We start from the raw sequence: 17879 nt of genomic DNA, 5'->3' as shown, positions 1-17879 counted from the left end.
GCCTCCTACAAATGTTGATTCAACACCAGTTTCTCCTCAAATCCGTTTGAATAAATGTATATTAATCTTCCTCTATCAAATACCGGATCCACATCATGGATAATACTGTGATGATTCGGACATACAATAATCTGATTACTTGCATCATTATTCAGACTTTTAACAGAGTAATCAATGTGATGTGCCTCTGCCACATGAGAGCCATATTTCTCACCGATAAGGCGTCCGCAGATTTGACATCGATATCCGTAGAGCCGCTTCAAATTATCACCAATCTTCTTATTCAACTTTCGGATTTTAACAATCTGCTCTTTTTCTTTTAAACCAGCCGTGTCATCTTCGACATCGAAATTGAACTGAGCTTCCATAATCCGCTCTGACTGTCCACTAATAGTGTCGCGTAAAACTTCCATATCAAGAGAACCGATTGTCTCCAGTACATAAGTATCATCATACTCGGTAGTATAAACTGCCAGATATTCCTTATAATTATCTGGAAGAGGAATATGTTTTTTTGATCCTTTTTCTTGCAATTGCTTCATTTTACTTATATATGCATAGCTTCTCTGAAAACAACCACGAAGCGCTTGTGCTAAATCACTGTTCTGTGTATATCGAATCTGAACAATATCTGTATGAGGACCAAACTTCTTATCAATTCGATTATTATTTAGCTTCGCCTTATAAGACTTTCCATTAAGATAAAGATTTACGACCTTGGATTCACCCCGTTGGATAAAGCGTCCAGCAACTTGGCTGAATACCACCTGATGCTCAATCGGTATTGCAAAACCATAATTAAAGAGCGACCAATCAACTTCTTTTTTATACACATATTCATCCGAAATAGTTTTAATCATTTTAGTCACTCCCGTCTATGAAAACTCTTATTCCAAAATCAACTCTTCTTACCTTTTCGCGGTTGTCTGATAAGAAACCAAATCCATCTTTTTCATTTCGTGGTCTATCAAAAGTTTCCAGAGCCCATTGTATGACACCTTCATATTAATACTTCATGTCATGATTTAAACTATAAACGGAACAAAATAACTCTGTTATTATTATAGCCTACACATGAATTTTTGTCATAAGCAACTTTCGATTTTTCAAAACTATCTTGTTATTTTCTACAGTTTTCTATTATTATCAAACATTTACTTAAATGAAAAACTAAATTCCAGCTGTGGATTATCTCAGTAAATATGCGGGATTAAATTCTGTAATGCACCTTAACAATTCTATTTTTTTGCCTTATAATAAACTTGTAAGCACCCATGATTTATGTTTTTATGCATACTAACCGGGCATCTGAAAATAGTGTGCGAGACTAAATTCCACATGCCTTATATGCAAGACTAAATTCTGGTGCAGTGAAATCTGCCTGTGCTTTACTATTTTATTTTATAAGTTTTGGACTAAGCATAACATCATCAGGTGCGATTGCTTTTAATCCTAATGCTTTGTGCAGTTTGTTGTCCAAGAGTAAAAGAGAGAGTTCATATGGGCTATGTCCATTAAGACTGTCTCTTTTTTCGTTGTTTATGTGATTCATCATAAGTCTAACTTTCTCGTCATTTGAATCAGCGAATGAGCTCCCTTTCGGACGGATGTAGCGGATATACTCGTGGTTCTTTTCGCAGGCACCTTTTTGCCAAAAGATATATGGATCACAGTAAAAGACAGTCGTGCTTTTACTTCCGTCACAGAATTCCTCCATCTCTTCACGAGCTGAGAATTCTGAACCTCCATCCGTGAGAATCACCGGAAAAAGCTTTTTGAATGCATCCTGCCCCAACACTGTTTCAAGCCATACAAAGACCTCTAACACGCATTCCTGGTCTTGATATTCCAATAGGAACATAAGCATAAGATTGCAGTTGCGGAATGTAAAGGTCAAGAGGGCGCGGCTTTCGCCTTTCTTTCCTTCCACGCAGTCCATTTCCACAACATTTATATCTGGATGATCTTTCATATAATTCTGGAAATCTTCGTAGTTATGACCTTGACGATAAGAACGATCTTTTGCACTGGTCTGTGTAGGTTTCTTGCGTTTCTTATAACGTACAGAACGCCTTAAGTCACCATTGCGGACATCGAATACACAATCATTGATGTAGGAGTAAAGTGTTCTTCTGGAGCAACCCAATTCTTCTGCATGAGTAGCATAAATATGACCGATGGACTGATGTTTCTCCTTGATCAATGGAACCAATAAATCATTCATGGATTGAATGCTTTCCGGAGTCTGGTTAATGCCGGCTCTGCAATCGACCAGCACGCTACGGTACTCATCATGGGCATACTTGGATGAATAAAACTTTCTGGGCATAAGACAATGGGTCTTTTTACCACAGCCATTACATACGTAGGGTGGTTTATTCAGTTTCTCACATTCAGCTGTCTCATATGCGGGACATATATCAGTGCAGCGAAAGGATGGTTTTCTGCAAAGCTTACAATGAATGCCACACATCTTATCACACAAGCATGTCATCTTACAGTTCTTGCGATGAATACATGGCGGATGAGTGTAACCTGAATCCGGACGTTCTTTTGTATGTGCGTGGAGACGTACTTCCTTTGATATGTAGATGGATTTTTACCAATAATTCGTCCAATTTCAGCGAAGCTTCTATTCTCAGTAAGACCTTTCTCGATATCAACACGCTGTTCAAATGTTAAATGTTTCTGATTGCCTTTATTCTTCATAATTATCTCCAATCTGCACAGGCAGGCAATCAGCTGCAAGTACATTATACGGAGTAATGATTATCAAAGACAATATGGCAAATATGTGTGCAAAAGTAACTTCGACCTATATGGAATTTACTCTTGCATTTGGTCCAAAACCGGAATTTAGTTTTTCATTTAAGTTTTATCTTCACCCCATCAATAACGCACTCGCACCCCGCAATGAACAATAAACACCTGTTCAGTTTTATCCACTACACGAAAAACATAATAGCCGAGACCATTTTGCCAGCCTCAGCTATTTACATTGCTAATATTCTTTTCTAAAAATCAAATTCATCCGGATCCAGTCCTGCTTTTTCCAATACTTCTCTTCTTTCTTCCGGATCCATAAACTCTAACTCATCGTAATCAAGCCCTGCCTCAGCAAAGATATCTTGCTCGTCATCATCATCGAATGAATCTGATTCTCCACTCTTCATCATTTCATCCATAAACCGAAACTGAGCAGCTCTCTCGAATATATCCAAGCGTCCATCACAGTTAAAATCAAACATCTTATCAAATCCAAACATAATTTATCCTCCCAAATCTCTTTATGAAAATGGCAATTCATCATCGATGCCATCCGGAATGTTCATAAATCCCTCTTCATCCGAAGGTGCTACTGATGATCTGCTATAATGACCCTGACCGCCATTACCTGACGCAGATGCTTCTCTGCAAATTCTGCATTGCGCCCGAAGGTAACACAGCCGATAAAATCTGCACTCTGCTCACCGTCTCTTTTGAATCTGCGTTCAACTGCGATGGTATATCTTGTAACTGCAATTGCATTTTCTCCGGTGCCGTATCTTACTTCCGGATCTCAGGTCAAGCGTTCCATCAGGATTACTTTATTCATCGATTGCTTCCTCCATCTTCTTATGTTTGTTTTCAATCAGACTCTTCTTGCTGAGACTGCAGATTGTTCCATGAGGTATCACCAGAACAACCTTTGCCTTTGCAGTGTCACCGATCTTATCATAGATGCGTCCGGCGCTCATGCTTTCTCCGATTACAGTGTGTGCACTATTTGCCACATATCCGATTTCGCCAAGTCCTTCCTTCTTTACAACAATGGCCTCTTTATCGAACTTGTTATCTGGTTCCTTCTTGAGTTTCAGTTTCATTCCCGGCTTCATGAATTCATTGCCGTGATAGTACTTGGTTCCTGTCAGTGTGAAATAAATCTTACTCATTGCCCGTCCTCCTTGATTCCTTTTCTTATGTTACCAGTTTACGCCAAATGGCTATGCAAAAATCCTGACAACCAACCGGTCTCCGAGCGGGTTTTGTGCCCAAATCTATTCTATCCGATTCTTGTAGGTTACATAGACATGTCCCACACCAAATACAAGACCAAATAATATGAGCAGATAATGCCTCATCGTTATTCCACTCAGCAAAAACAGACAGGTTGGCAATATCGCAAGAGTAATCTGCTTGCCAAAACTTTGTTTATAAAAATACAGTATCCAGATAACCCAATAGGACAACATCAGCAATACATTTCCTATGATATAAATCAAAAACGCTCCCACAGATCCAAATCCAAATTCGTCAATCCCGATATTGAATACCATAAGAAACATACAAGCGTATCTTCCGATCTGCTCCAGAATATTCATAAATTTATTCGTGCAAAGGTTCTTCTGATCTTTAACCCTGACTGCATAAGCTATATTCGGAATACGCAGCAGGATTACAAGAATCAGACCAAATACATTCAGCCAATCCATTCCCATCTTTCCTGCTATAAATACAGCTGTCGGTCCATCTGAACCTCCAATAATTGACATGTGACTCACTCCATCTTTCCGATTCTTTACCTTATGATACCACACTCCGATTCCAAAGAGAAGTTTGGCATCCACAATCTTCCGTCTGCAGAAAAACTACAGATGGAACTGGAAGAAGAACTGGCTTCTGCAAGGTAACGAGTTATTTTTACTTCTCCAAAGCCAAGCGCAATTGACAGAGGAGCCTTTCCTAAACTGTAAATCTTGCCCAGTTTTTCAATTTCCTCTAATGAGATGATTCCTTCTTTCGTTTCTTTTACAATGGACTCAATGTTCCGCAAGGGACGCCTGCGGTGTACCGACTGAGCTAACGGAACAAAAAAGATCGCCTACCTTCACCAGATAAGCGATCCTGAAAATCTCTAGTAGATATGGGGATTACTCCCCATACCCCTACTCAAAACCGTACGTGCGCGATTAACGCATACGACTTTTCACTCTATATTTCACACTCTATCTGTAAAACAAACTCACTTTGATTCTTGGTTCAAGTAATGGAAAAGTCCTGAGTAGACCATTAAAGAAAGTATCCATCGTATAACATCTTCTCTGACTTCTCCGATTGAGCCACTTGAACAGTAACCATTTTGTCTGAATCAGAAAGTTCTTCACTTCCATTGTATTGTCGGTCACTCCATAATACTGGTAGTGCCCTCGCAGTTTCGCATTGACTGTTTTGAATATCTGCTCTAGTGGCATTGCTCTGTGTTCCTTTATCCATTCTTTCATTGCCTTGATTTTGCTACGGAATTTCTTCTTACTGATCTTTACCCTACAACGGAAAAACTGCTTCTTTCCGTCCATTCCGCAATAAAACGTGAAACCAAGGAAGTCAAATGTATCTGGTTTTCTTTCTCCTCTTGCTTTTCGGTTTTGCCTGGCAAACCTCCCAAATTCCAGTATCTTCGTCTTTTCCTCCGCCAGTTCCAGTCCATATTTCCCAAAGCGTTCTTCCAGTCTCTGCTTGAATACCTGTGCTTCATATTGATTCTGAAAACAACAGACAAAATCATCACAATAACGAATCAGATAACATTCGCCTTTACATTGTCTCTTTACGATTACATCAAACCAGTTATCCAGTACATAATGCAGATAAATATTTGCAAGTATTGGACTGGCTCCATTTCCCTGTGGGGTTCCCCGTTCGTTGTCAAGAAATTTTCCGTCTTCCATGATTCCCGCTTTCAGAAATTTCTCGATTATCTCAAGAAATCTTCTGTCAGCTATGTCATGTGACAACATCTTCATCAGCCATCCATGGTCTACATTATCAAAGAATCCTCTGATATCTGCTTCCACCACATAGTTTGTCTTCCGATACTGCACCATCTCTATGATTTCCCTCACTGCCTGATGGCAGTTCCTGTTTGGACGGAAGCCAAAGCTCTCATTATAAAACTTCGGTTCGTAAATTTGCTCCAGTATCTGTGCAATCGCATTTTCCACCAGTTTATCCTCATAGCAGGAGATTCCCAATGGTCTCATTTTGCCTTTTGTTTCTTTCGGAATATAGACTCTCCTTGTTGGATTTGGGCGGTAACTTCCACTTTTCATCCGTTTTACAAGATTCGCAAGATTTTCCTCAAGATTCTGTTCATAATCTTCTTTTGTCACTTTATCAATTCCATACGCTTTTCTTTTATCCATCGTTTTATGGATTGCTCTTAAGGTATCTTCATTGATATATGACGCAAGATTTTGAACCTTTCTGTCAGTTCTGTTTGCTTTTGCGATATTGTACTGTATTCCAAGTAACTCGTTCACCATGTTCATCAGCTCTCTTTCGTCTGCATAGTTTCTTATCACTTGAAGCTATAAAGTGCACAGCCCTTTTCTCCATCTGCTTTCACAGACTTCTTCGATACTATGGCTGTGTCGGACTCCCTGTCATTCATTTGGATTCCTAACGCATTCCTTTGTTTTGGTTTCCATACCTCTTTCAAGGAAATGACAGGGTCTCAGCTGTTCCGATAACATACTTCTCATCAACCTCGCCGAGTTCTCAGACTGGGAGATGCCGTCATAACCTCGCCATATCGGTCATAACAGTGTTGTCTGCTGTGACATAGAACACATCGACCATTTCCAACCTTAAAATAATTTCCCAGCTCAATCACTTCACTTTCGTTTCGGCTCTGTTGTTCCCTGTCCTACGCTTAAACCTAATGTTACCATTTCGGTTTCAAGGACTCGGTACAGGCGGCTGGCTAGACCTTACCTGATAGGATTTTCCTACTGTATGATTATCAGCTTACCAAAGTTTGCAGAATTACTTCCGCTCACCAGGGGAAATCAGCTATGCTGATTTCACAGCTCGCACCTATGTATTATTTTACGCGGAGTTTTCTTACTTCTATTACTCCCTGCATTTCCACCATAAGTACAGATTATAAATACCTTTTTAGTATCTGCGTTTCAATATACCATGACACATTTCAAACAGAATTTATATCCCGTTATATATATTCCAATGACAGGCGTAGGAATCGAATACTCAATATTTTCCTTCTGGCTATATATAACAGGAATTATCTCCATGCCATCCTTCATTCCCAATTGTCTGATACTATCTACGAAAAGCTCATACTCTCTTTTTCTTGATTCATCAACTATAATCCTTTTCTTCATAATAGTTCTCGTTTTAAGATTCAGGAATCCTGTTGGTTGCTGTATAGGAACATCATCTTCTTTTACCAGCCTTGCAAGATCATAATGTAGTTCATGGTATAATATAATACGTTTCTTGTCACCAACAACTGAAAACTCCCCTTGTTTTGCCTTGGAAAGCATATATTCTTTTATATTGCAATATTGAAGATAAGCTTCTGTATCCATTCTCTTACGCAACTCTTCATCTACTTCAATAGCACTTTTTGAATTATTAAGAAGTTCATCTCGAAATCCCATAAAAATATCCTTTCTGTGATGATATCAATTCTGTTATTTTTCAAGGCACTCTGGATCGAGCAGAAAGTCATAGATGTTTACGGTCAGGATACCATATTCATCGTAGTGCGGCTTAACAATATCCTTAGTAATGACGATTTTCTTAAAAGAATCGTCAATCTTTCTGAAAGGTCTGATTTCCTGAATCCGTTTTTCTTCATCAGGCAATGAATAAGCCGACTGGATATAATACCTTGCGGAACCAAGATTGCAAACAAAATCAACTTCCAGTTGCTTGCGGATTACCTTGCCATCCTGATTTCTCTCTGCGATTGGTATCACACCTACATCTACACGGTAACCACGCATACGAAGTTCGTTGTAAATGACATTCTCCATGGAGTGGGGCTGTTCAAACTGACGGAAGTTAATTCTGGCATTACGAAGTCCCAGATCAGAAAAGTAATATTTTCTTGGAGTTTCAATATATGCCTTTCCTTTGATGTCATATCTTTGGGCTGATTCAATCAGGAAAGAATCCTCGAAATAATCCAGATATTTTTTTATCGTAGCAGAAGTAATTCTGGATTTTTTCACAGTTTTGAATGTATTCTTTAACTTTTCGGGATTCGTCAGGGAACCAATAGCAGAGGAGAGAATGTTCAGAAGATCTTCCAGTTCTCCAATGTTCTTCACACGGTTTCGCCTGGTAATATCCCGAATATAAATCTCATTGAACAGGTTCTGTAATGCTACAGCTTTTTCATCGGCACCGTCACGAAGAACAACCAGAGGAATGCCGCCGTAGAGCATATACTCGGATAGTCCCATGTATTTGTCGCCTTGATATACGGACATAAATTCCGCAAAGCTCAAAGGATACATATGAACCTCGTCACCACGACCGGCGAACTCTGTTGCAATATCTTTGGACGGTAGTTTTGCATTGCTTCCGGTCACAAATACATCCATATTTTCTTTACGCAGGTAACCATTCAGAACAGCTTCAAAGCAATCCAGCATCTGAATTTCATCAAGAAGCAGATAGTACATTCCTTCATCAATGACCTTGGAACGGATATAAGCCATGAATTTTTCCGGATCAACCCCACGCTTTTCCTTTTCAATCTGAATCAGGCTTTCCCCAATCAGATAAAGGTCATCTGCGGAATCAAATGCGAAACGGATGATATGGTCAGTATCTACTCCTTTTTCCAGCAGGTGGTGATAAAAAATGGTATTCAGTAAGTAGGACTTGCCACATCTGTGGATGCCGGTAATTACCTTGATTAACCCGTTGTTTTTCCTTTTTATCAGTTTATTCAAATAAAAATCTCTGCGAATTTCCATCGTCAAACCTCCTTGCAAAAGATTTGTGCGACTTGTTACACTTTTCTATTCCATTATATTTGAGATCAGTCTAAAATCAATACTTCAAGTATCTCTTAGAATAGATTTTTGCAACTTGTAACATTTTTCTTCTCTATAACATAGTATATGCAAGATGCCGGTTTTAAAATCGTAAATTTGAGTGCGTGGTATTACCAGATTAGAGTATTTAAAAATTAGCCCAGAGCATGGTTTTATGCAAAGCAATGTCGTCACCGGCTCCGCTGCTTTGCTATTTCGTGGCATCATATACCAGACTCTATTTTTAAAATTTAAAATCCGAGCGAGCCGTATCCATCCACGGAAGTTCATCAAGAAATATGACTCTTTTATTATTAATCGGTTCACGATATACCTTATCGCTTTGAAGCAATTCCTTAAGACGCGCAAAAGCCTCAAACCAATCTGCAGGTGCACTTTTTTCTTCATATCCATATGCATTCAGGCTTGCCTGAAAAGCACGCAGCTGTCCCTTCGTCTTTTCATCTGACAGACCAGTCGTATAAAACGAAAACTGCTGATTAAAGTATTCGCGAATCAGGTAAGTCTTTCCCACCCTTCTTCTTCCGTATACGACAACAAATTCCGGTCTCTTTGACAGCAGGCACTGCATAAGACTGTCCTTTTCTCTTTTTCTTCCAATAATCTTCATAGAAGCACCACCTTGTCATAAATCGCCACACAATATCTTAAAATAGCTTATTTGGCGTTTTATACTATATATTTAGATTATAAATCGCCATCATCTTTTTTAAGTCAAAATATAAGGTCGAATGTAAAGACTTTTCATCCTCATTTACTTCCCTTCTTCTGCCAGACTGTGGGACTTATCGCTTATTATACCCTTAGTTACAAAATTAATATTCTAAATACCTTTGCCATAGAAATACCTCACAAATACGAACTCTCCTGTTTCTATCATAACTCTATCATATTTATCTCATAAACTGATGTGCAAAAGTCCGTACTTCCAAACGTTAGCGGATGGATTCGAACCATCGGTACGTTACCGTACACTTCCTTAGCGGGGAAGCACCTTAAACCAACTCGGACACGCTGACAAAGTGGGCAAGGAAGGACTCGAACCTTCGGTGTTTCTGATGTAACGGATTTATCCCTAAAGGGACTAGCTTTGCGTCGCGTCCGCTGCCTTCGCCACTAGGCTTACCTACCCATGGGGTGACTACCGGGGCGCGGTGGTCCAGTGGACCACATCTTTCGCACCGACCGAGACGGCAGTCGAGACTTGTGTCCTAACCTTTAGACCAGGGGACCAGATGCGAACTCACCGCAGTGAATCCGCTTTATTTTTTCTTCATGCACTAATCTGTACCTGAATGGTTGCATCAACCACCAGAATATCATCAATCTTTACTTGTAAGAGCGCAGCCAAAACTACCAGATTATCAATCGTTGGCATTGCAGTTCCGTGCTGCCACTTGTAAATTGCCTGCGGAGTTGCAAAACCAAAGACATCCTGTAAATCTCTCACAGACAAACCTGCTGCCTTTCTCAATCTCTCAATATTCTTTCCAGTCGCAACCATATCAATGGTTGGCATCATAAACATAATATCCTCACTTTCCGGCCTTCCGACCGGCGCAAAGCTAGTCGGATGCCTTATAATTATATATAGGTTTCATAACATCAATGACATCAACAGATTCACGGATCACATCAATAATATCCTCCAGTGATTTGTAAGCCATTGGTGCTTCGTCCAATGTATTTTCATTAACAGAAGTTGTGTACACTCCTACCATTTCTTCTTTGTACTGATCCAGACTAAGTTCATTTTTTGCTTTGGTTCTGGACATAATTCTTCCTGCTCCATGAGGTGCAGAATAATTCCATTCGGGATTTCCTTTTCCTACCGCAAGAACACTTCCATCTCTCATATTGATTGGAATCAGAACTTTTTCACCCTTATGTGCTGCAATTGCACCTTTTCTCAGGATCATTTCATCCGTATCAATATAGTTATGAATCGTGTGAAATCCATCTGCTCCTGTCATTCCGGTTCTTTCAAGAATGATTTCTGCCATCTTCTCTCTGCTTCTGCGAGCAAAACTCTGACAAATCACAACATCATGAAGATAATCCTCAAGATACTTTCCTGACAAAAAACAAAGGTCATCCGGCATGGAAGGCTGACTTTCATAAACTTGGAAATGAAGTTCTTTCAGGGCATCCTGAATTTCTTTTCTTCTGCCTTGTTCTTTATACGTTCTGATGATCTCATCTCTCTTTTCAAAATACTCACCATAACCACGATCACGATCTACAGCCAGTTTCTGATAAAGCTCAGCTACCTGCTTTCCAAGGTTTCTGCTACCTGAATGAATGATCAGATACTTGGTTCCGTCTTCAGCCTCGTCAACTTCAATGAAATGATTGCCACCACCCAAGGTACCCAGAGATCTTTCCAGCCTTCTTGTATCTTTGAGGTTTCTGTAGCATCTAAGTTCTGTCAGATCAAATCTTTCCTGACGCCCCTCCCAGACATTCATTCCGGATGGAATGAAATGACATGCTTCATCAAGCTTTTCAAAATCAATCTGCACTTTTCCAAGATTAACCGTATACATACCACAGCCAATATCTACACCAACCACATTTGGTACTGCTTTATCCACGATTGTCATTGTTGTTCCAATAGTACATCCTTTACCGGCATGAACATCCGGCATAATACGTATCTTTGAACCAACAGTCATATCGTAATCACACATTCTGCGAATCTGATTGATTGCTTCATCTTCTATAACTTTCGCATAGCAGATGGCTGTGTTTACCTTTCCTTTTATTTCTAACATTTGACTATTTCCTTCTTTCACTGTATTTACATTGGACTCAGTGTTCCGCAAGGGTTGCCTGAGGTGCTCCAACTGAGATAACGGAACCAAAAAAGATCGCCCACCTTTACCAGATAAGCGATCCTAAAATCTATGTATCTATTTTGCGCGGAGTCTTCTTTTATTACTCTTCCATTACTCCCTGCGTTTTCTACACAAATCACAATAATGCTTCATCTGGTCCAAGCGCACAGCATCATAGCCCTGCTCGTATGCATGCAGTGCTTCATGTTTAAGTTCGCTATTAAGATAAAACTTACTGATTATTGTGAACATATCTTTTTCCTTTCCGGGTTCTTCTCTCAGAACCGCTTTTAATCTTTCTGTAACATAGGATAACACCTTTTTTCACGATTGTAAATTATACTTGTGGTATAAGATTTCTATTCTCTCAATATTTTCGACTCGAACACCACATACAACGCCGGTAATCTTCTCCCGGTTTGGATTCATTGCCGGTGCCTGTCGGAAGAAATCGCCATAGGTAATCTCACACCTTTTCATTCTCCATGATTCTTTGTCTCCATTACTTGTGTTTTTTGTTTTTCTTCGGTCGGTTATCCATGTACTCATGAGCCAGGATATCCTTCAGAACCAGCATGGCATCCTGTTCTGAATAATTGTAATCTTCCTGCAGTTCCGTGAACATGCGACGGATCTCAGCAGCATACTTCGGAATATCCACTTCCTTCTGATAAGTGGCAAGCACAGGATACTTTGTACTCCAGGCCTTAGTCCAGTCCACCTTTTCCTGTTCTTCTTCGGTTGTATTTCGAATGATTTCTTCTATCTGCTTCATGATATTCCTCCTCATGCATGGTTTCCGGTTTCGTAGCACCACAAGACAATTCTCCACCAGTTTCTTTGTATTTCCATGATGTACAGACGCATAAACAATTACTGTCTTCATTTTTACCTCCCGCCTAACGATGCCATTCCATCGTATATTCTTCTTCTGATGTATTTTCATCTATTTCCTGATTTACAATTTTGAATCCACGATGCTGATAGAACACTACCGCTCTCATATTTTTCTTATACACATTCAGCTTCAAATGATCCTTAAGCTTCATAACGGTGCGAAGCAGTTCTGTTCCGACCCCTTTTGATTGTTCCGTCGTCTTTACAAATATCCCAGCTATATAAGTATCTGTCAAACCGATAAATCCCTGAAGTTCCTCATTTTCTTCTGCCACAAATACTTCTGCTTCAGGAATCAGTTTTCTGACCATATCATAATTCTTTTTCCAATAATCTGCTTCTATAAAAGAATGGCTCTCTATATTTGCATGAAGCCATAAGGCCATTACCTCGTCCAGATCTCTTGTTTCAAATCTTCGAATCATTTTCTTGTACCATAATTACTAAACTTTTTTACAACCCATTTCTTTAAATTAAAATGCCTTCCAGATGATCCAATTCATGCTGACAAATCTGTGCTGTCCAGCCGCTAAGTTTCTGTCGATGCTTTTTCCAGTTCATATCATAATATTCTACTTCGATATTCTCATATCGTGTTGTTTTCCGCACACCAGAAAGAGACAAGCATCCTTCTTCTGTTTCATACGGAGTATCCTTGCTCAACAGAACCGGATTAAACATCACAACATCTACGAATCCCATATTTACAATGATCACTCTCTTTTTCACACCGATCACTTCGTGCTACGCACTCAGTCGCGGGCGCGCTCGCATGCTTACATGCTAGCATGACGCATTCTCACTTTGCCTTCGCGGATATTTGCAGCCATGCCCACGCAACCGGCACGATTTGCCTGTAAGGTGTCCTGTAAATCCTTTCCCACCTGCAGATCTGCCTTTGTGGCAGGTTCTGATTTTTGTCCCAGAAAGAATACATCTTTCATTATCGGTTTTACCATCTATCATTCCTCCATGTCATATTATCTCTTTTTCAATCCCTCCGAACCATATGGTGATTATCTTCCTCCGTCCTCTTCGCCGGACCTTTCAAATGATGTTTTTTCTTTCCTTTCGTCAGATCATAACTTTCCCCAATCATCCGCCGAATATCTTTATCCGGAACAGAACCATCCAGGATAATAGAATTCCAGTGTGTCTTGTTCATGTGATAAGCCGGGACAACAGATTCAAAAGCATTTCTCCAGAATTCTCTCCATTCCGGATCACATTTTACATTTATCCATACATATCCGTCTTTGTCATAAATAAGAGCAAAGGTCTTTTTATTTTTCTTATGACGCATAACACACCAATTATCATCATGAAAAGGATAATCTTCATATACATCTTGAAATGAATGGCAATATTGTATTGCCTCCTGCCTTGTCCTCATCGTTTCCTCTCTTTTTTATCATTATTTATTATTTCCTTTATGGTGATCCATCTATATATTGTACTAGCAGTTGTAAACAAAATCTACAGCATGTCCACATATCTATCTCATAGTCAGCAGGCGCTTCCTGCTTTTTCTGTTCCTTTCTCTTTTTCCGGAAACCTGTTATTTTATCAAAGATGGATTTCATTTCTTCATCCATCTTAATATCATCCGTCCCTAGCTCATTATAGTCGCATAACAGTCGACATCTCTATCAAATATACGCCTACTGCTTAATATTACTCGTACTACATACCATTCCGGTTCACACTTCCAATTGTAGTTTTACAGCACGCACAATGTAAGATTATTTTACCAGATGACTTTTCCTTTAACAACGCCTCTCTTACATGTATTTTTTCCACACATATCACGAAAACAATCAGAAACACAATCAACATCATATTTTAATTATCCTCATATATTTCCTTCCGGGCGCGAAAAAACCGGCATGTATTTCACTGCCGGCAAACGACATAATTTAATATAAAGTTCCTACATATTTTCCGTCTTCAAGATGCATATAGCACTCATTGATCTGTGCAGACTCCATCATCTTCAGAACATATTCCATCCCAGTCGCAAGTTCCTTTTCTTTAAGCTCATCCAACGGAATCCAGTAAACACTTCCTTCCTCAGAGCTATGTAATATTCCTGAATACTGATCTGCCTTATACAGGAATATTACATGATGAATACCCGATTTATTCCAATGATATACGCCACAGAACAGAGGGTTCTCAATCGTAAGTCCAGTCTCCTCGTATACTTCACGGATAACAGCATCTGTAAAGATCTCTCCTTTTTCGACATGTCCACCGGGGAACGTCGTTCCGGTATAACTGTCATTTACTTTATCCAGTGCAAGTACATTCCCTTTTCCATCCTCAACCATACATAGATTCATAAAGCAGACCGTTTCCGTTTTCTGCTCTTCATGCTGGTTAAGGAATCGTCTCACACGTTTGTTGATATCAGCCCTCTTTTTCTTATAATGTTTCACAACTTCTCCATTTTGCTAAAACTTAATTACTTCCGGCTCCGCCTGAAAGCTACTGAATACTGCAGTTGCATTCTGAAAATAGAATACTGCTGTATTGCCATCATCCGCAGAATACATGGATTGAAGAGATGGGTAATCATCCAGCATGGACTGACGTGCTTCCCTTCTGTCATCCTCAATTAATTCGCCGGAGACACGCAGCCATTGATCTTTGATACAGGCACAGATCTCTGCTTTCGAATTCTCTTTGAGCTGTTTATACACTTCTTTTACTTTTCCGGTCTGGATATACAACTTCCCCTCGAAAATATGGGCCGTTCCAAAAGGTCTGACACGTGGCTGGTCACCTTCCATGGTAGCAAGATAATATACGTTCGCATCTTTCAGAAATTTTTCTACTCGTTCCATTTTATCACCCTCCGTTTTTATGGTTATTGCAACAACAGGAAACAACCCTGTACCCTCATTCTACACCTCATAACCTGTCTTGTATATCAAAAGATTACCCGATACACGCTTCTGATTTGTTTGATTTGTTTTGAATCCTTTTCTAACATCATTGATTGTTTCTGTTATATTTCTCCAATTGCATTATACACTTGTCTACACCACATTATCGTTTACTATATGTAACATCCTTCCTTCCATTAGAATCCCTTCAGTAATTTTAGTCCCACAAGGAAAAGGATTCCTCCCGGACCCGTACAGTATTTCACAATAATTACAATACTTTAATCTTATCAACTTCTATTACGGTTGTCATTCTACACGTAGTATAATCGACTCACTCCTCATCATCCTCAGCAAGCAATCTCTTCAACATATATTCCCTGTTATCCAGGAACATCTTTGTAATCTGATAGCTTTCCGTATCCTCATACCTGATCTGCTGAAGACTTCCTTCATCAAAGGAAAAGATATCTGCATCCGGAATGGCCAGAAGGATAGGTGAATGTGTCACAATCACAAACTGCGCGCCTTTCTGGGCCATCTTCACCAAGTGAATCAATAATGTAAGCTGCCTTTGCGGCGAAAGAGCAGCCTCCGGCTCATCCATGATATAGAGTCCCGGCTGATCTGCTCTCTGAATAAAATCCAGAAAGCTTTCCCCATGAGATCTGGCATGCAAATCCTGCATTTTGCCATCATCGTTGTACTTTGTCATCAAAGCAGATGCTACAGCAAATGCCTCCAGCAATGTGGATTTACCGGATCCATTCTCTCCAACAAAAAATGTAATATTACTCCTAAATTCAAAATGGTCAATATTCGCAATTGCCGGAATCTTATACACATAGGAATCCAGTAATTCCTCATTCCATCGAATATCAAAACCTCTGATAAATAAATCGTCCAAATCAATTCTCCTGTTCTTCTCTATCTGTTTCTGAAACATATGCATCACGATCATTCAAAATAGCCAGCATCTCATCGACAATCATATCCATGCTGCAATTCTCTGCTTTTTTCTGATGGTCTCAAGGAATTCACCTTCAACCTGTTGATCAAAAGCATCTACAAATGAAACCTTCTCCATAATCATAGCGGTAACACAAAGCAGATAATGCCGAAATCCGTTCGGGCTTATAATCGATACATAAGGTACTCAGTTCGTAGTCCAGTCTATCCATCCTTCTAAAAAATGCATTCCCCTGGATCCAAGTCCAGAGAAATGCAAAAACGGTTACCACCGCCGGATCATAAATTCAATTCGTTCCCGCACATCATCGCTGCAAGTCCTCCAGAATATCTCTTACTAAATACTGAATAAATTCCTTACATTTTCCACATCCGGTTCCAAATCGAAGCATCTTTTCCACTTCGTCGTAGGATTTTGCACCTTTAAGCTTAATTGCATCTTCAATCATTCCGTACGTAACATTTTTGCATGTACAGGCTTTCTTTTCTCTTTTCATTAATTTCACCGTCCCTTTTTCTCATACACTTTTAGTAATTCCATATCTCGTATCCCTGCCGTAAGGATCCCATTGGAGAAGCTTATTGCTCTTAGATGTATTCAGAGAAGAAACCATCCTGAGCCTGTTGCATATCAACATTACTTCCTTTCGCTCAGTGATGACTATCCTCAGATTTGTATTTTTAAATAAATCATCAGATTCTTTCGATGGCATGCCAAATCCCCCGCAAGTTACGGGTCATTATGTTGTATTTATTCCATACTATTCTCATTTTAAGAAACAGATAAACTGAAATTATACTTCAACCTTTTTTAATTAAGAACCCAATACCATTCTCAGTATAGAGTTCAGTTCTATTATTTTGATTTTTCTTTACACTTTCTTTTTACATATTGGATGCCTGATTACAGTCCTCCATTTCTCAGGATCAACCTTTCTTGCATCGGACATATATATCTCATGGTGAAGTCTGCCATGGCTAAAGTCATTACGATATCCATGATCTTCCAGATATTTATCCATAATTGCAACCGTAGCGGGCTCATCATCAAAAGGTCCGTGATGCATAATCTGAACACACAAACCCTCATCAACTGTAAAGAATTCGGCTCTGGAACAGTCCATTTTCTTCTTCGCAGATGCCGTCTCCACTGCCCAATCACAATCCTTCTTTGTCACAAAATCCGGAAGTCTTATTACTGATATCCAAGTGACGTGCTCCCACCACTTAACTTTGTTTGAAGTGGGGGCTTCTTACTCAATGCCCCTAATGGGGCAAGTATCAATAAGCTATCCCCGCCTGCCCGGCGGTTCGATTTTTAGCCCGGAAACGGGCGTAACAATTATATTTTGTCCAGATATGGACATAAATTCAGTCTGGATACAGACATATTTTATGCAGAGAGCAGGCGTAATGCTTCTTCCCGGATATTGATC

20 protein-coding genes, 2 tRNA genes and 4 pseudogenes are annotated in these 17879 nt (G+C 39.6%); all 26 read right to left on the bottom strand.

The window, feature by feature from the left end; translation table 11 throughout:
* Nucleotides 1–5: 5 nt before the first annotated feature.
* Nucleotides 6–860: an HNH endonuclease gene (locus ACQRCC_RS12985; protein ID WP_427851189.1), complete on the bottom strand. Its 855-nt coding sequence runs from the start codon at nucleotides 858–860 to the stop codon at nucleotides 6–8.
* Between the two features lie 54 nt (nucleotides 861–914).
* Nucleotides 915–1004, bottom strand: a pseudogene (locus ACQRCC_RS12980) (helix-turn-helix domain-containing protein); the annotation flags it as partial.
* Nucleotides 1005–1396: 392 nt separating this feature from the next.
* Nucleotides 1397–2709, bottom strand: a pseudogene (locus ACQRCC_RS12975) (IS30 family transposase).
* 305 nt (nucleotides 2710–3014) lie between these two features.
* The gene (locus tag ACQRCC_RS12970) at nucleotides 3015–3266 is read right to left on the bottom strand and encodes a hypothetical protein (RefSeq protein ID WP_427851188.1); all 252 of its coding nucleotides are present in this window, start codon (nucleotides 3264–3266) and stop codon (nucleotides 3015–3017) included.
* A gap of 89 nt (nucleotides 3267–3355) precedes the next feature.
* The gene (locus ACQRCC_RS12965; protein WP_427851218.1) at nucleotides 3356–3502 is read right to left on the bottom strand and encodes a hypothetical protein; all 147 of its coding nucleotides are present in this window, start codon (nucleotides 3500–3502) and stop codon (nucleotides 3356–3358) included.
* An 85-nt stretch (nucleotides 3503–3587) separates the two neighbouring features.
* The gene (locus tag ACQRCC_RS12960; RefSeq protein WP_427851187.1) at nucleotides 3588–3932 is read right to left on the bottom strand and encodes an HIRAN domain-containing protein; all 345 of its coding nucleotides are present in this window, start codon (nucleotides 3930–3932) and stop codon (nucleotides 3588–3590) included.
* A gap of 105 nt (nucleotides 3933–4037) precedes the next feature.
* Nucleotides 4038–4532, bottom strand: a complete 495-nt coding sequence (locus tag ACQRCC_RS12955) for a hypothetical protein (RefSeq protein WP_427851186.1) — start codon at nucleotides 4530–4532, stop codon at nucleotides 4038–4040.
* A gap of 26 nt (nucleotides 4533–4558) precedes the next feature.
* Nucleotides 4559–4813, bottom strand: coding sequence for a hypothetical protein (locus ACQRCC_RS12950; RefSeq protein ID WP_427851185.1), 255 nt, complete (start codon nucleotides 4811–4813; stop codon nucleotides 4559–4561).
* 172 nt (nucleotides 4814–4985) lie between these two features.
* Nucleotides 4986–6302: a group II intron reverse transcriptase/maturase gene (gene ltrA / locus ACQRCC_RS12945; RefSeq protein WP_427851184.1), complete on the bottom strand. Its 1317-nt coding sequence runs from the start codon at nucleotides 6300–6302 to the stop codon at nucleotides 4986–4988.
* Nucleotides 6303–6950: 648 nt separating this feature from the next.
* Nucleotides 6951–7442 carry a hypothetical protein gene (locus tag ACQRCC_RS12940; protein WP_427851183.1) on the bottom strand — a complete coding sequence of 164 codons (492 nt, stop codon included), beginning with the start codon at nucleotides 7440–7442 and terminating at the stop codon, nucleotides 6951–6953.
* Between the two features lie 33 nt (nucleotides 7443–7475).
* The gene (locus ACQRCC_RS12935; protein ID WP_427851182.1) at nucleotides 7476–8771 is read right to left on the bottom strand and encodes an ATP-binding protein; all 1296 of its coding nucleotides are present in this window, start codon (nucleotides 8769–8771) and stop codon (nucleotides 7476–7478) included.
* A 304-nt stretch (nucleotides 8772–9075) separates the two neighbouring features.
* Nucleotides 9076–9462, bottom strand: coding sequence for an AAA family ATPase (locus ACQRCC_RS12930; protein WP_427851181.1), 387 nt, complete (start codon nucleotides 9460–9462; stop codon nucleotides 9076–9078).
* A gap of 323 nt (nucleotides 9463–9785) precedes the next feature.
* A tRNA-Ser gene (locus ACQRCC_RS12925) sits at nucleotides 9786–9871 on the bottom strand.
* Nucleotides 9872–9875: 4 nt separating this feature from the next.
* Nucleotides 9876–9984 (bottom strand) — tRNA-OTHER (locus ACQRCC_RS12920).
* A gap of 141 nt (nucleotides 9985–10125) precedes the next feature.
* Entirely contained in the window at nucleotides 10126–10380 is a 255-nt protein-coding gene (locus ACQRCC_RS12915) for a helix-turn-helix domain-containing protein (RefSeq protein WP_427851180.1), read from the bottom strand.
* A gap of 37 nt (nucleotides 10381–10417) precedes the next feature.
* Nucleotides 10418–11626, bottom strand: coding sequence for an RtcB family protein (locus ACQRCC_RS12910; RefSeq protein WP_427851179.1), 1209 nt, complete (start codon nucleotides 11624–11626; stop codon nucleotides 10418–10420).
* A 387-nt stretch (nucleotides 11627–12013) separates the two neighbouring features.
* Complete coding sequence (locus ACQRCC_RS12905) at nucleotides 12014–12169, bottom strand: DUF2200 family protein (protein WP_427851178.1); 156 nt, start codon at nucleotides 12167–12169, stop codon at nucleotides 12014–12016.
* Nucleotides 12170–12191: 22 nt separating this feature from the next.
* Nucleotides 12192–12575, bottom strand: a complete 384-nt coding sequence (locus ACQRCC_RS12900; RefSeq protein ID WP_427851177.1) for a hypothetical protein — start codon at nucleotides 12573–12575, stop codon at nucleotides 12192–12194.
* A gap of 13 nt (nucleotides 12576–12588) precedes the next feature.
* The gene (locus ACQRCC_RS12895) at nucleotides 12589–13011 is read right to left on the bottom strand and encodes an N-acetyltransferase (protein ID WP_427851176.1); all 423 of its coding nucleotides are present in this window, start codon (nucleotides 13009–13011) and stop codon (nucleotides 12589–12591) included.
* A gap of 43 nt (nucleotides 13012–13054) precedes the next feature.
* Nucleotides 13055–13545: pseudogene (locus ACQRCC_RS12890) on the bottom strand (peptide deformylase).
* A 32-nt stretch (nucleotides 13546–13577) separates the two neighbouring features.
* Nucleotides 13578–13979: an MmcQ/YjbR family DNA-binding protein gene (locus tag ACQRCC_RS12885; RefSeq protein ID WP_427851175.1), complete on the bottom strand. Its 402-nt coding sequence runs from the start codon at nucleotides 13977–13979 to the stop codon at nucleotides 13578–13580.
* Between the two features lie 523 nt (nucleotides 13980–14502).
* The gene (locus tag ACQRCC_RS12880; protein WP_427851174.1) at nucleotides 14503–15024 is read right to left on the bottom strand and encodes an 8-oxo-dGTP diphosphatase; all 522 of its coding nucleotides are present in this window, start codon (nucleotides 15022–15024) and stop codon (nucleotides 14503–14505) included.
* 15 nt (nucleotides 15025–15039) lie between these two features.
* On the bottom strand, nucleotides 15040–15432 hold the full coding sequence (locus ACQRCC_RS12875) for a pyridoxamine 5'-phosphate oxidase family protein (RefSeq protein ID WP_427851173.1): 393 nt from the start codon (nucleotides 15430–15432) through the stop codon (nucleotides 15040–15042).
* Nucleotides 15433–15808: 376 nt separating this feature from the next.
* Nucleotides 15809–16381, bottom strand: coding sequence for an AAA family ATPase (locus tag ACQRCC_RS12870; RefSeq protein WP_427851172.1), 573 nt, complete (start codon nucleotides 16379–16381; stop codon nucleotides 15809–15811).
* Between the two features lie 367 nt (nucleotides 16382–16748).
* The gene (locus ACQRCC_RS12865) at nucleotides 16749–16940 is read right to left on the bottom strand and encodes a (2Fe-2S)-binding protein (protein WP_427851171.1); all 192 of its coding nucleotides are present in this window, start codon (nucleotides 16938–16940) and stop codon (nucleotides 16749–16751) included.
* A gap of 375 nt (nucleotides 16941–17315) precedes the next feature.
* Nucleotides 17316–17651 (bottom strand): annotated as a pseudogene (locus ACQRCC_RS12860) (GyrI-like domain-containing protein); the annotation flags it as partial.
* Between the last annotated feature and the right edge of the window lie 228 nt (nucleotides 17652–17879).

It is taken from the genome of Sporofaciens sp. SGI.106, from assembly GCF_050314255.1.
Taxonomy (GTDB): Bacteria; Bacillota; Clostridia; order Lachnospirales; family Lachnospiraceae; genus Claveliimonas.
The sequence above is the reverse complement of the archived record's forward strand: the minus strand, read 5'-3'. Positions and strand labels throughout refer to the sequence as shown.